18 protein-coding genes and 1 pseudogene are annotated in these 13,375 nt (G+C 29.7%); 10 read left to right on the forward strand and 9 right to left on the reverse strand.

Annotated features, from left to right (window positions below; translation table 11 throughout):
- Positions 1 to 42: 42 nt before the first annotated feature.
- Together folD and lepB are read left to right on the forward strand one after the other, a co-directional pair.
- A complete protein-coding gene (folD, locus tag FBF21_RS04370; RefSeq protein ID WP_002859530.1) occupies positions 43 to 891 on the forward strand; it encodes a bifunctional methylenetetrahydrofolate dehydrogenase/methenyltetrahydrofolate cyclohydrolase FolD in 849 nt (282 codons plus the stop codon).
- 9 nt (positions 892 to 900) lie between these two features.
- Positions 901 to 1,749 carry a signal peptidase I gene (lepB, locus tag FBF21_RS04375; RefSeq protein ID WP_002867474.1) on the forward strand — a complete coding sequence of 283 codons (849 nt, stop codon included), beginning with the start codon at positions 901 to 903 and terminating at the stop codon, positions 1,747 to 1,749.
- A gap of 21 nt (positions 1,750 to 1,770) precedes the next feature.
- On the opposite strand, the gene FBF21_RS04380 is transcribed toward lepB, so the two are convergent.
- The 6 genes and pseudogenes from FBF21_RS04380 to FBF21_RS04405 form a co-directional block, all read right to left on the reverse strand.
- Entirely contained in the window at positions 1,771 to 2,931 is a 1,161-nt protein-coding gene (locus tag FBF21_RS04380; RefSeq protein ID WP_002870027.1) for a molybdopterin molybdotransferase MoeA, read from the reverse strand.
- Entirely contained in the window at positions 2,928 to 4,184 is a 1,257-nt protein-coding gene (gene murA / locus FBF21_RS04385; protein WP_002870028.1) for a UDP-N-acetylglucosamine 1-carboxyvinyltransferase, read from the reverse strand. Before murA ends, FBF21_RS04380 begins: the two co-directional genes overlap by 4 nt.
- Positions 4,185 to 4,249: 65 nt before the next feature.
- Positions 4,250 to 4,679 (reverse strand): annotated as a pseudogene (gene fspA2 / locus FBF21_RS04390) (flagellum-secreted nonflagellar protein FspA2).
- 124 nt (positions 4,680 to 4,803) lie between these two features.
- Positions 4,804 to 5,370: an aminodeoxychorismate/anthranilate synthase component II gene (locus FBF21_RS04395; protein ID WP_002875776.1), complete on the reverse strand. Its 567-nt coding sequence runs from the start codon at positions 5,368 to 5,370 to the stop codon at positions 4,804 to 4,806.
- Positions 5,367 to 7,151 carry a bifunctional anthranilate synthase component I family protein/aminotransferase class IV gene (locus FBF21_RS04400; protein ID WP_002870031.1) on the reverse strand — a complete coding sequence of 595 codons (1,785 nt, stop codon included), beginning with the start codon at positions 7,149 to 7,151 and terminating at the stop codon, positions 5,367 to 5,369. The genes FBF21_RS04395 and FBF21_RS04400 overlap by 4 nt, the downstream gene beginning before the upstream one ends.
- Positions 7,141 to 8,205, reverse strand: coding sequence for a tyrosine-type recombinase/integrase (locus FBF21_RS04405; RefSeq protein WP_002860519.1), 1,065 nt, complete (start codon positions 8,203 to 8,205; stop codon positions 7,141 to 7,143). The genes FBF21_RS04400 and FBF21_RS04405 overlap by 11 nt, the downstream gene beginning before the upstream one ends.
- Before the next feature lie 627 nt (positions 8,206 to 8,832).
- On the opposite strand from FBF21_RS04405, the gene FBF21_RS04410 reads away from it, so the two are divergent.
- From FBF21_RS04410 to FBF21_RS04425, 8 genes are all read left to right on the forward strand, one after another.
- Entirely contained in the window at positions 8,833 to 9,495 is a 663-nt protein-coding gene (locus FBF21_RS04410) for a thiol:disulfide interchange protein DsbA/DsbL (RefSeq protein WP_042635834.1), read from the forward strand.
- Positions 9,492 to 10,292, forward strand: coding sequence for a protein-disulfide oxidoreductase DsbI (dsbI, locus tag FBF21_RS04415; protein WP_002867468.1), 801 nt, complete (start codon positions 9,492 to 9,494; stop codon positions 10,290 to 10,292). The genes FBF21_RS04410 and dsbI overlap by 4 nt, the downstream gene beginning before the upstream one ends.
- Before the next feature lie 55 nt (positions 10,293 to 10,347).
- On the forward strand, positions 10,348 to 10,527 hold the full coding sequence (locus tag FBF21_RS09180; protein WP_224328105.1) for an aryl-sulfate sulfotransferase N-terminal domain-containing protein: 180 nt from the start codon (positions 10,348 to 10,350) through the stop codon (positions 10,525 to 10,527).
- Between the two features lie 85 nt (positions 10,528 to 10,612).
- A complete protein-coding gene (locus FBF21_RS09380; RefSeq protein ID WP_002852428.1) occupies positions 10,613 to 10,744 on the forward strand; it encodes a hypothetical protein in 132 nt (43 codons plus the stop codon).
- Between the two features lie 227 nt (positions 10,745 to 10,971).
- On the forward strand, positions 10,972 to 11,124 hold the full coding sequence (locus FBF21_RS09385; RefSeq protein ID WP_020246984.1) for an arylsulfatase: 153 nt from the start codon (positions 10,972 to 10,974) through the stop codon (positions 11,122 to 11,124).
- Positions 11,125 to 11,215: 91 nt separating this feature from the next.
- Positions 11,216 to 11,500: an aryl-sulfate sulfotransferase gene (locus FBF21_RS09390; RefSeq protein WP_020246985.1), complete on the forward strand. Its 285-nt coding sequence runs from the start codon at positions 11,216 to 11,218 to the stop codon at positions 11,498 to 11,500.
- Positions 11,501 to 11,594: 94 nt separating this feature from the next.
- Positions 11,595 to 11,765 (forward strand): hypothetical protein, encoded by a 171-nt coding sequence (locus FBF21_RS09190; protein ID WP_020246986.1) that lies wholly within the window; start codon positions 11,595 to 11,597, stop codon positions 11,763 to 11,765.
- Between the two features lie 83 nt (positions 11,766 to 11,848).
- Complete coding sequence (locus FBF21_RS04425) at positions 11,849 to 12,490, forward strand: thiol:disulfide interchange protein DsbA/DsbL (protein ID WP_002867467.1); 642 nt, start codon at positions 11,849 to 11,851, stop codon at positions 12,488 to 12,490.
- 34 nt (positions 12,491 to 12,524) lie between these two features.
- On the opposite strand, the gene FBF21_RS09195 is transcribed toward FBF21_RS04425, so the two are convergent.
- The 3 genes from FBF21_RS09195 to FBF21_RS09200 form a co-directional block, all read right to left on the reverse strand.
- On the reverse strand, positions 12,525 to 12,902 hold the full coding sequence (locus FBF21_RS09195) for a c-type cytochrome (protein WP_002870197.1): 378 nt from the start codon (positions 12,900 to 12,902) through the stop codon (positions 12,525 to 12,527).
- 64 nt (positions 12,903 to 12,966) lie between these two features.
- Positions 12,967 to 13,116 carry a hypothetical protein gene (locus tag FBF21_RS09435; RefSeq protein ID WP_323468559.1) on the reverse strand — a complete coding sequence of 50 codons (150 nt, stop codon included), beginning with the start codon at positions 13,114 to 13,116 and terminating at the stop codon, positions 12,967 to 12,969.
- A 39-nt stretch (positions 13,117 to 13,155) separates the two neighbouring features.
- The gene (locus tag FBF21_RS09200; RefSeq protein ID WP_224328104.1) at positions 13,156 to 13,308 is read right to left on the reverse strand and encodes a hypothetical protein; all 153 of its coding nucleotides are present in this window, start codon (positions 13,306 to 13,308) and stop codon (positions 13,156 to 13,158) included.
- Between the last annotated feature and the right edge of the window lie 67 nt (positions 13,309 to 13,375).

Raw genomic sequence — 13,375 nt, forward strand, 5'->3', positions numbered from 1 at the left:
TTTTTACTTTAAAAAAGTGATTAAATTTATAGAAGGAAAATAATGACTTTGCTTGATGGTAAAGCTTTAAGCGCAAAAATCAAAGAAGAATTAAAAGAAAAAAATCAATTTTTGAAAAGCAAAGGGATTGAAAGCTGTTTAGCTGTTATCTTGGTTGGAGATAATCCTGCAAGTCAAACTTATGTAAAATCTAAGGCTAAAGCCTGTGAAGAATGTGGAATTAAATCTTTAGTTTATCATCTTAATGAAAATACTACACAAAATGAACTTTTGGCATTGATTAATACCTTAAATCACGATGATAGTGTTCATGGAATTTTGGTTCAGCTTCCCTTACCTGATCATATTTGTAAAGATTTAATACTTGAAAGTATTATAAGTAGTAAAGATGTTGATGGCTTTCATCCTATTAATGTAGGATATTTAAATTTAGGCTTAGAAAGTGGGTTTTTGCCTTGTACTCCACTTGGAGTTATGAAGCTTTTGAAGGCTTATGAAATTGATTTAGAAGGAAAAGACGCTGTTATTATAGGTGCTTCAAATATAGTAGGTCGTCCTATGGCTACTATGCTTTTAAACGCTGGAGCTACAGTAAGCGTTTGTCATATTAAAACCAAAGATTTGAGCCTTTATACTAGGCAAGCTGATTTGATTATAGTAGCAGCAGGTTGTGTGAATTTACTTCGATCGGATATGGTAAAAGAAGGAGTGATTGTTATTGATGTTGGAATCAATCGTCTTGAAAGTGGAAAGATAGTTGGAGACGTGGATTTTGAAGAGGTATCTAAAAAATCTAGTTATATAACTCCTGTTCCAGGTGGAGTAGGTCCTATGACTATAGCCATGCTTTTAGAAAACACAGTTAAATCTGCTAAAAATAGACTTAATTAGGGAAAATCTATGGAAATTTTAAAGAAATTATATAAATTTTCACAGTCTTGGACTGGAACTGTAGTTATTGTTCTTTTGGTGATTTTTTTCTTTATACAAGCTTTTGTTATTCCTTCTGGTTCTATGAAAAACACCTTATTGGTAGGGGATTTTTTATTTGTTAAAAAATTTAGCTATGGTATCCCAACTCCTCATATTCCTTGGTTGGAAATTCCTGTTTTGCCAGATTTCAATAAAGATGGGCATTTGATAAAAGCACAAGGGTCACAAAGAGGAGATATAGTTGTTTTTAGAAATCCTAGAAATGAAAAAGAACACTTTGTAAAGCGTTGTGTAGGCACAGGAGGAGATAGGATAGTTTATGCAAATAAAACACTTTATGTAAGAATGCATGAGGGTGATGAATTTATGAAAGAACATTATCCGAATGATCTTGTTACTCTTGGAGGGCAAATTTATGTAAAAGAACCTTATAAACAAAAAGGTATTCATTATGATCCAAAAAAAGATATAGAAAGCGATATTTTACGCTTTCTTAGCATAGGTGATTTTGCTATGTCTCCAACTTATATTAAAGAACTTGGAAATCATATAGGTTTTAGCGGCGGAAATGCTTATGTTTTTGATGTGCCTGAAAATGAGTATTTCATGATGGGTGATAATCGCGATTATTCTTATGATAGTCGTTTTTGGGGTTCTGTTCCTTATAGGTTGATAGTAGGTAAACCTTGGTTTGTATATTTCTCTTGGGATAAAGATAAAAATGTTCGCTGGGAAAGGATAGGGCGTTTTGTTGATACCTTGGAAAATGATGAACAATATATCCATGATCATGATGATGAGGATAAATTAAGCTAATGTTTGTGAAAAACACAAACATTATATTTTTAAAAGCGTGATTTCATCACCTTTTTTTAATTCGCTTATATTTTCTTCACTTATAAGCAAAAATTCACTTTTAATAAGTGGAAGTATCATACCAGATCCAAATTTATTTTCATTAAATGGTGTAAAAATATCTTTTTCTAAATTTCCTAAGATGAGATTATTTCTTCCGCTTTTAAGCTTTAAATCCATACCCATTTTGCCATAAAATGTTAAAGGATTGTCTAGGTTTCCACTTAATAAATTAATGATTTTTTTAGCAAAAATAAAACAAGAAAGATAAGCTGCCATAGGATTTCCTGGTAAAATCAATACGAAATTTTCACCTTTTCTATAAAGCTTAGTAGGTCTTGCAGGGCGTGCTTTTAAACCTTTAAAAAGTGGAGTAAAGCCTAATTCATCTAAAGCTTTTTCCATAAAATCAGCCTCGCCAACGCTTGCACCTCCTGAAGTGATTAAAAGATCAAAATTTGTATTTTCTAAAGCCTCTTTAGTGCTTTTAAAATTATCTTTGATAATACCTAAATAAGAAGCATTTTGAAACATGGTTAGCAAAGGTAAAGCATTGGCATTATAAATACTTTCTTCATCGCATTCTTGCCAAGGTTCTTTAAGTTCATTTCCGCTTGAAAAAATGCCTATGCGAATTTTTCTTATGACTTCTATTTTATAAAGCCCTTGAGAAGCAAGTAGGGCGATATGTTTATCATTAAGTTTAGTGCCTTTTTGAAGCAAAAGTTCGCCTTTTTTTAATTCTTCGCCTTTGTAGCGATAGGCATTGTATTGTTTAGGGGTTTTTTTAATGATGAGTTTATTTTCTTCTATATACTCATCTTCTAACATTAAGATAGTATCAGCATTTTTGGGCATTTTAGCCCCTGTCATGATTTTATAGCATTCATTCTTAGCAACTGTATAAAAATTTTTATCTCCTGCAAAAATAGTCCCTTTAATCTCCAAAGCCTCATTGATATCAGTATAATTAAAAGCATAGCCATCAAGAGCAGTATTGTCAAAACTAGGTAGATTTTTTCTAGCGTATAAATCTTTAGCTAAAATTCTATCCTTTGCTTTTTCAAGGCTAATAAGCTCACTTTCATCTAAACATGAAATTTGATTTTCTAAGTCTTTTAAGGTTTCAAAGATATTTTTCATTCTTCAAGCCTTGTGATTTTCACACCCAAATCTTTAAATTTTTCTTCTAAATTTTCATAACCCCTATCAAGATGGTAAATTCTATGGACTTTGCTTGTACCTTTAGCTGCAAGAGCTGCTAAGATAAGGGCTGAAGAAGCGCGCAAATCTGTAGCCATGACATCAGCAGCGTTAAGTTCTTTTCCGCCTACTATGGTAGCAATATGACCATTGAGTTTAATATCCGCACCCATTCTTAAAAGTTCACTTACATGCATGAAACGATTTTCAAATAGTCTTTCATCAATAATACTAGTTCCATTAGCTTTTAAAGCTAGTGCCATAAACTGCGCTTGCATATCGGTTGGAAAGCCTGGATATTCACTTGTCATGATTTCTACAGGTTTAATTTCTTTAGCAGGAAGTAGGGTGATACTATCTTCTGCAATCAAAGTTTCAAAACCCATTTGATGAAGTTTTGCTAAAACTGCACTAAGATGAGTGGCGTTAACTTTATCTAAAGTAATTTTAGAATTTGTAATAGCCCCTGCACAAAGATAAGTTCCTGCCTCAATTCTATCAGGTATAACGCTAAATTCTTTAAATTCTAAAAGTTCTCCATCACTACCATAAATTTCAAGTTCATCTGTACCTATGCCTTTGATTTCAAGTCCTGCGTCTTTTAAAACTTCGCAAAGTTGAACTACTTCGGGTTCTTTTGCAACATTTAAGAGCTTGGTTTTACCTTTGGCTAAAGCTGCTGCCATGATGATGTTTTCACTACCTGTAACCGTGATTTTATCAAAAAGAATTTCATTGCCTTTTAAATTTCCACTAGCTACGACATAGCCTTGTTTAATTTGTATATTTGCCCCCATTTTTTCCAAGGCTAAAAGATGTAAATCAATAGGTCTTTGTCCTATGGCACATCCACCAGGCAAAGATACTTCACAATGCCCAAAACGAGCAAGCAAAGGCCCTAGAGTAAGTATAGAAGCACGCATTTTACGCACAATGTCATATTTAGCTATGGTTTGATTAAGAGTGTTTGTGTTTAATAAAGCACTATTGTTTTGAAAATTGACCTTAGCTCCTAAATTTTCTAGCAAAGATATAAGAGTTTTTATATCAGCAACATTAGGAACATTGTTGATTTTTACTTCATTTTTAGCAAGTATGCTTGAAACGATCAAGGGTAGGGCAGCATTTTTTGCTCCGCTTATTGTAACATTTCCGCTTAGATGATTTGTGCCTTCGATTTCTAGATAAGTCATATTTTTCCTTGAAAAAGTTTAAAAATGCATCATTATAGCATTCTTAAACTTTTGAAAAAATATAATCAAGTTTGTTGGCTTTGGAGTTCTTGAATTTGAGCTTGAATTATATCTGCTTGAGATTTTAGCACATCAATTTGTTTTTGAAATGTCCGTTTTCATTTGTTCGTTAGCGTTTGTCATTTTTTGAGTAAGTTCTGCAATTTTAGCTAAAATTCCAGCTAATTTTGCTATTAAAGCCTCTAATGCGGGATTTACGCCACCTTTGCTATTTTGAATGGAATTTTGGTCTTTGTGGTTTTCTATTTTTTCTTGACTTACTTTGATTTCATATTCTTTTTCATTTTTTGAATTTGTTTGACTTAAACTTCTTGCTTCATCTGAAATTTGAATTTTAACCACATTGTCGCTATGAACATTACTTACCAAATCATTGTCTTTGTTTATTTGTGTTTGATAATTGCTAAAATTTTTTGTCAAAGTATCTATTTTCATCTTAAATCTTTTTAAATTAATTTATATTGTTATCGGTTTTTTATTTATAAATTTATATTAATGATAGTTATTTTAAGGATATTTTGCTTTAGATTTTTATATTTATATTTTAAACGCAAAAAAACTAAAGTTTCATAAAGTTTTTAAGTATTTTTTTACCTTTTTGAGTTAAAACCGCTTCAGGGTGAAATTGTAATCCATAAATGGGATATTTTTTATGTTTAATTGCCATAATGATATTTTCTGAATTATGAGCTAAAATTTTGCATTTTTTAGGCATAAAACTGATATGTAAAGAATGATATAAACAAATTTCAATTTCTTTTTTAATACCCTTAAAAATAGGATCTTTTTTAAAATAAAGTTTAGAAATTTTACCATGCATAGGATTTTGCATTTTAGAAACCCTACCGCCAAAAACTTCAGCTATACACTGATGCCCTAAACATATACCTAAAATTTTTTTATTTTTTTTAAAATATTTGATTGCTTTTAAGCTTAATTTAGATTCCTTAGGAGAATGAGGCCCAGGAGAGATGATAAGATGAGTAAAATCAAATTTTTCTAATTCTTTGGCTTTTTTAAAGGTATCATTTTTTATCACTTTACATTCAAAACCAAGTTCTTTAAGATAATAGATGATGGTATAACTAAAAGAATCATAATTATCTATAAATAAAATTTTCTTCATTGTAATTTTACCTTTTTTAAACCACGCACGGAATTAATACAATAAATATTTTCTGCTTCAAATAAATCTTGTTTAAATAATGCTTTTTCTTTTATCAAACCAAGATTGACTAAGAAATTTCTATATACGCCATTTAACATACCACTTTGAATTTGTGGAGTATAAAATTGAGCGTTTTTTTCTAAGATGAGATTGGTTCTTGAGCCTTCGCAAAGTTCATCTTTTTCGTTAAAAAAAGCTATGTCATAACACAAGTTTTGCTGCCATTTGTATGAGTGTTGATTATAAAAACTACGTAAAGAGCTTTTGTGATAGAGATTGTCACTTTTTGAGTTAATTTTATCATCACTTAAAAGCAAAATATCGTTTGAATTTTGTTTTAAGGCACTTTGTTGAAATTCGTATCTTCCGTCTCTGTATAAAATAAGCTTTAAAATTCCTTCTTTATGTGGATTTTTAAAGGGTAGGGGAAAATTATAAAATAAAGAGTGTTTTTTGTGGAAAATTTTTTCATCGAGTTTAAAAAGTGTAAAATTTTGATATTCTTTATAAGAACTTTTTTGATTTAAAACATTATAAAAATCTTTAAAGAGCTTGTGAGTATTAAAATTAAATTTAAGAGCTGAATTTATAAGCCTTAATAAATGTTCTTTTAAAAATAAAATTTGAGAATTTTTAAAATACATGGTTTCAAAAAGATAAAAATCACAAGGATTTAAGATTGCACTTTTAAGTTTTAATTCTTCAAATTCATCTTTGAATTTTGAGTCCCAAACTAAGCCGCTACCCGTGCTATAAGTATAAATTTCATCTTGTTTTTCTAAGGTGCGTATGGCTACGCTAAATTTATTTTTATTTTTGTGTATTAAACCTATAGTTCCGCAGTAAATACCACGATCTCTTTGTTCTAATTCTTCAATAAATTTAATGCTTTCAAGCTTTGGAGCACCTGTAATAGAACCACAAGGAAAGAGAGCTTTAAAAATTTGATATAAAGAAATATTTTTTTTAAGTTTTCCTTGTACGCTTGAAGTCATTTGATGTAAAGTAGGGTGACTTTGAATTTCAAAAAGTTTGGTTTTTAAGCTTTTTTTTGTGATGATTTTTGAAAGATCGTTGCGTAAAAGATCACAAATCATAACATTTTCACTCAGATTTTTTGTATCATTTTGCAAGAAAATTTTATTTTCTTCATCTTTTATAGGATCTTTATCACGCTTAATTGTGCCTTTCATAGGTTTTGTAAATATTTTTCTTTTTTTGGTTTTGAAGAAAAGTTCAGGAGAAAAGGATAAAATTTCTCTTGTTTCATCTTTTATAAAAGCTTTAAATTCAGTATCTTGTCTAGAAAGCAAAAGTTTAAAAAGTTCAAAAGAATCCATTTTGCTATGAAATTTAAAATTTTGAGTAAGGTTGATTTGATAAACTCTTCCTTTAGAGATTGCCTCTTTAACCTTGATGAAATTTTCTTTGTAATTATCTTGATCTAAAAAATTTATAAATTCAGGAATAAATTTTTCTTCATCGATATCTTCTTTTTGAAATTTTTTTCTTTTTTTAAAAGCAAATATAGACAAATAAGCTTTTTTGCTTGTGAAATTTTTATCTTGAAAATATCTATATAGCTCATAATCAGCAAGCATTAAAATATAAAAATCATTTTTATATTTTTCTATAAATTTAAAGCACTTTTTACTTTCTTTGTGGTTAAAGGCTTTTAAAGTGTGTTTTAAATCATGGTAAAAATATTTACCAAAAACAGCATAGTTTTCAAGAGTCACTTAATTCCTTTGCAACCTGTGCGGCAAGTTTTAATTTATCATTATCAAAATGAGTGTAAATTCTTGAGGTATTTAAACTTGCATGCCCTAAAGCTTCTTGAACTAAAACTAAATCTTTTTGCTTTTTATAAAGCAGGGTGGCAAAAGTATGACGCAACATATGAGCACCATTTTTTTGTTTGCGAATTCCTGCACGAAATAAAAGCTGTTCTACTATGCGACTGACATAAGATTGAGTCAGTGGAGTGCCTTTTTTATTGACAAAAAGTAGGGCGTCTTTACTCATATAATTAATACTTACATTTTTAAGCAAATCGTAAATAAGTTCTTTTTTTATCATTACAACACGATATTTATTGCCTTTAGCTCTTATTCTTATGATATAAAGATCGTTTTCTTCGCTAATATCACCCATTTTGATATTGATAGCTTCACTTACCCGTATGCCTGTAAAAATGATGATTTTAATAATAAGTTTATTGCGTATGGTATTGTTTTTAAAATCTGCATTTTCAATAGCATCAAGAAATTTTTTAAGCTCTTCTTCACTCATAAATTCAGGTAATTTTACCCCTTTAGAACCTGCTATACCTGCCCAGTTTTTAAGATTGATATCGAAAATATGTGCTTTTTCATCTTCTTCATTTTGCTTGTCTAAAAAATCAAAAAAATTAATCACAGCAATACGGTAATTTTTTTTGCTTGCATCTGATAAAGCACCTGTTATACTTGCTAAAACTTCTACAATGAGTTCTTCATCAATCTGTTTTAAAGAGTAAAGCTTATAAAAATTTAAATATTCAAATACTTTTTTTAAAGGATTAAAATAAGTATTAACTCCACTTAAACCAGCATTTCTTGCTTTTTTTGCTAGAGCGTCAAGTTCATCAATATTTTTTACACCTTTTGTAAGAGCAAAATTAACTTCTGCTAAAGCTTGTGGATTTTTTAACTCTTTGTTAGATAGTGAGTTGAGTTTAAATTTTACATATTTTGCTAACCAAAATAAGAATGATTTTTCAAAATTTTCTTCACAATCTAAAGGGTATTTCATAAAAACTTTTCCTAAATCTAAAATTTTAGCTTTTTAACTAGAAAAGGTATTTTAGTATTAACTTAGTAAAAAAAAGCTTTTTTAGGAAAAAGTTTGTTTTTATATGCAAGGCAAAAAGATTGAAATATTTTTATTAAATAAATCTTATATCAATCATAAAAAGATATGATAAAAGGTAAAAATATATAAAATTTATAATTTTGTATTGAAAACTGTAATTTTCAAACTTTTTTATATACACCTAGATTATTCTACTTTGATATAGATTAAGCTACTATTTTTACATACTTTTATGATTTTACCTTTTGAGTGAAATAAACTTATCCATAAAATATAATGTAAAAAATTGATAATTTTATTTCGTAAATTAAAATTATATTTTACTTTTCTTGAAAACTATAAAGAATATTTAAAAATTAAATTATTTTATATTATTATCAAAATATACATAAAAATGATAACTTGTGCATTAAATTTTTTAATCCCCTATTCTTGATTTTTAGTTAAAGTAAATATTCTTAGTTATAACATTTTTTAAGAATATTTTTATTTTAATAGTTTTATAATAGTTATTACATAAAAACTTAATAAAAAGTTTTATCAAAACCAAATTTCAAGGAGAGGGTAATGAAATTTCCAGTAAAATTAGCAAGATCTATTGTTGTATGTGCTTTTTTAGCAGGTATAAGTGCTAGCGCATTAAGTGAAGGTAAAGAATATGTAATTCTTAAAAATCCTATTGCTAACGCTGATAATTCATTGATTGAAATTTTTTCTTATCACTGTACTCATTGTTATGATCATCGCAAATTTAATACCATGGGTAAAGTTAAAGAAAAATTACCTAATTTAACTTATAAATTTTATCCTGTAAGTTCTATGGGAGATTATGGAAGGCAAGCTAATGAAATTTTTGCTTTTGCGACATTTAAGGATGGTGTAAATAAAATTGATCCTACGGATAAAAATAGCTTAACTCATAAAGTTGCTGAAGCTTATTTTAATGCATATTTTAAGAAAAAACAAAGATGGGAAAATGGTAAAAATCCTGAAGCTTTTTATAGTGTCGGTTTAAAAGCAATGAATGTAAGTAAAGCTGATTTTGAAAATTTCTTAAAAACTCCAGAGGCTGCAGAGCTTTTAAAAAGTTATGAAATTGCCAATCCTATTTCGCAAAATTATGGCACCCCTGCTTTTGTTGTTAATGGAAAATATCAAATCGTTCCAAGTGCAATCAACTCTCCAGAGGCTTTGATTGAAATTACTAAAGAACTTAGCAAGCAAAAATGAGTTATATAAAAATGAAAGATAATTGCAGAAATTTTTCACTTTCCAAATGGCAAGATACGCGCAAACCTTGGTTGATTTTGATTATAGTTACTATAGGGCTTACTTGTATAGCACATTTTTTATTTCAAGAATATCTTTTTATGAAACCTTGTGAACAATGTGTGTATATAAGATTTGATATGCTTGTTATGGCTATAGGTGGTATGATTGCATTAATCAACCCTGCAAATAATATTATAAAAATTTTTTCTTATAGCTTAGCTTTTTATGGAATTTGGCTTGGCTTGGAGCATTGTCTAACTTTAAATCATATCCATGAAGTGGTTCATTCTGAAAATCCTTTTGCAGGCGTAGATGGATGTCGTGAAATTCCTATTTATCCATTTAATTTACCTTTGTATAAATGGGCTCCTAGTTGGTTTTTGCCAACAGGAGAATGCGGGATGGATACCCCTGTAGTTCCAGAAAATGCTTATAATCATCTTAATGCTTTTCAAAAATTTTTTATAGGAACTCCACCTGATTTTGAAAATGGGCTTTATAGTAATGGTTGGTATTTGATTCCTAGTTTAAAGTTTATGAATATGGCAATCTGCTGTCTTATAGCATTTTTATGTTGTTTTGTCGTGCTTTTTGCAATGTTTATAGCCTATGTTTTAGATAAAAATAAACCTAATGCTAAAATTTTTGCATTGGTGATTGTTGCTTTGGTTTTGGTGCTTAAATTTATAGGCGAATCAAAAAATCCGAATCAAAATATAGCTAGTTTAAATCAAGTCGTTTTAAGATACTCTTAAAATAGGATGTCTTAAATAATTTTAAAGGATTGATCATGAGACTTAGCAAAACTCTTTGCATGGAATTTTGGCGGGTTCTACCCTACTTGCACCTAATGCTTTAATGGCCATGGGTGGTCCTAGTGGAGTGAAAATAGATTGGCAAATTCAAGGACAAATGGGTATGATTAAAATGAATCCTTATGGATTGTCTCCTTTGACTGCTATTATCATGAATAATGGGGTTATGTCTTAAGCGATATAAAAAAATCAAATGGTCAAACTATTTCTTAATAATGTGAATTCTAAAATGGCTAAGACGTATGGTGGAATTCCTATTTTTGGACTTTATCCTTCTTATAGTAAAGGTAAGTTATACTAAAACCGCAAATGGTAAAAGTCAAAAAGTCATTGATGAGATTTATAAAATTACAACTCCATGGGCTAGCATAGAACCAAGCGGAAGGCACTGATCAAAGAGGAACTCTTTTTGAAAATGTGAAAGTATTAAAAATGGATCCAAAATTTTCAGATAGGCTATATTTAGTAAATAATGCTCCTGGAAAATAATCTGGCAAAGACTCATAATCTGTATGGAATAATCTTGTAGGTGGTGCTATGGAATGGGATGAAAATTCAAATGTCTTTATTATAAGATACCAAGGGTGAAATCAGATGGTATTATGATAACAATAAACTAATGAACTGGGGTAATATTTACAATCGTGGAATTATGATAAGTTTTCGTCAAAACAAAGATGGAGCTTTAACTTGGGGATTTGGTCAAAGATATGTAAAATACGATGTCTGGGAAGAGAAATTTTCAATCGCAAATTACCTGCTGCCTATATAGATTTTTTCTCATGCTATGGACAATATGCAAAAAATGGGCATTATTTCTTCAACAAATACTTTGCGTCCAAGATAGTAAGCATGTACGCACAGTGTGTGATACTATTATAGAAGTAGATGAGGATGGTAATGTTGTTGATGATTGGAGATTGTATGAGATTTTAGATCCTTATAGAAGTACTATTATCAAAACTTTAGATCAAAGTGCAGTGTGTTTAAATATAGATGCAAGTAAAGTGGGTAAAACTTTAAGCGATGAAGAGCTTGCCAAAATGGATGAAAGCGACAAATTTGGAGATATAGCAGGTATAGGTAGGAATTGGGCGCATATAAAGGGTGGAATAAAGAATTTCAAAAATATTTATTGCAACCTGTAGATAAAAATGACAATGAATGGTTTTATCCTGTAACTTCTTTAACTCAATATGAACCAGATAAAGATTCTATTATGGTTTATAGTGCAACACTGGAATGGCTTTTAATCTTAGTAAAGGTGTAAGTCTTGGAGAACCAAAACCTAAAATTGATGAATTTAACTGGGGCGCTAAGGAGCCTTCGGTTCAAATTCAATTCAGCGGTTCAGGCACGGGTTATCAAGCAATGCCTTTTAGTGTTGATCAAGCATTCAATCCTAAAAAATAAATAAGCCCAAATTTATTTTTGGGTTTATTTATTTTTTTTAAATAAAATTATCTTTGAAAATTTTATTTAACCAAGGATATAATATGCGTAAATTTTTTTGCAAATTTGTTTTAACGCTTGTATTTTGTTCAAGTTTTGCATTAGCAAATAATAGTTTTATTACCCTTAATCCAAGTTTACCTAGCTCTGAAAATAGTGTAATAGAAGCATTTTCTTATAAATGTATACATTGTTACAATCATCATAAATTTGGAACCCTTGAAAAACTGAGAGAAGCTTTTCCAAATTTACATTTTAAACTCTATCCTGTAAGTTTAATGAATGGGGAATTTTCCAAAGAAATGAATGAGCTTTTTGCCTTTGCTCAATACAAAGATGAACAAAATGGTAAAGACGCGAGTTATTCTGATAGTTTATCTTATAAACTTGCTGATGTTTATTTTGTTTCTTATTTTTTAAACAAGCAAAGAAATTTTTCAAATTTAAATGAATTTTACGACATAGGTTTAAAGGCTATGAATGTAAATAAAAATGAAGTATTAAATTTTTTAAATACCCCAAAAGCTAAAGAAATTTTAAGCGAGTTTCAAAGAGCTAATGATATAGCTAAAACCTATGGCACCCCTGCTTTTGTTGTTAATGGAAAATATCAAATTAACCCAAGTGCAATCAATTCGATGCAAGATTTAGAAGATCTAGTTAAAAAATTAAGTAATATGAAATAATAAATTTTTAAGGCAATAAAAATTGCCTTAAAAATTATTTTTTGATCATATTTGTATAAGGTCCATAGCGATGTTGGGTTGTAGAAAAGCTATCATCATAAGGTCCTACATCCATATCTAAAGGCTTAACCTTTCTATCTGGAAAGTCTTTATTTCTATTTGCTTTAATAGGACGAGCTTGTGAATTCATGTAAGCTGCTACATCATAAGCATCTTCAAGACTTAAGTCAGGCGCACCTTGAGGCATATTTTCTTTAATATAAGAAGCAGCTTTGATAAGACGATACATTCCAGTTCCTGTATTATAACTATCATCACCCCAAAGTGGTGGATAAAGATAATACGCCCCTGTGCTATCCTCATTTTTAAGCCCTAAGCCATTTTCTTGATGACAAACGGCACATTTATCCATATAAATTGCCTTACCTTTTTTTAGGATCATCTGCTCTTAAGATGAAATCTATCTTCTTAAGTCCCTATCCTTCTATCTTAGCTCCTACTGGAACTTCTTGAGATAACCATTGCATATAAGTTAGCATGGCTTTCATTTCAGGTGTATCACTAGGCATTCTTTTGCCATTCATAGAGCGTTCAAAACAGCCATTGATCCTATCTGCTAAGGTAATTACTTTATCTCCTCTTGCATTATATTGTGGAAATCTTGCCTAAATTCCTACAAAACCCGATTGATTTTGCACACTTCCACCATTAGCATGACAGCTTGAACAAGAAAGATTATTTCCCGCAAATCTTTTTTTAGGATCTTTGGCTTGTGGACCCACATATTTGCTTGTTTCATTAAGAATTTTATTTCCCAAAATAACCATTTGGCAGTAGGCAGATCAATACCTGTTGCACTCTTAGTTTTTTCCAAATTTGGATCTA

It is taken from the genome of Campylobacter sp. CFSAN093238, from assembly GCF_012898015.1.
In the GTDB taxonomy this organism is placed as follows: Bacteria; Campylobacterota; Campylobacteria; order Campylobacterales; family Campylobacteraceae; genus Campylobacter_D; species Campylobacter_D jejuni.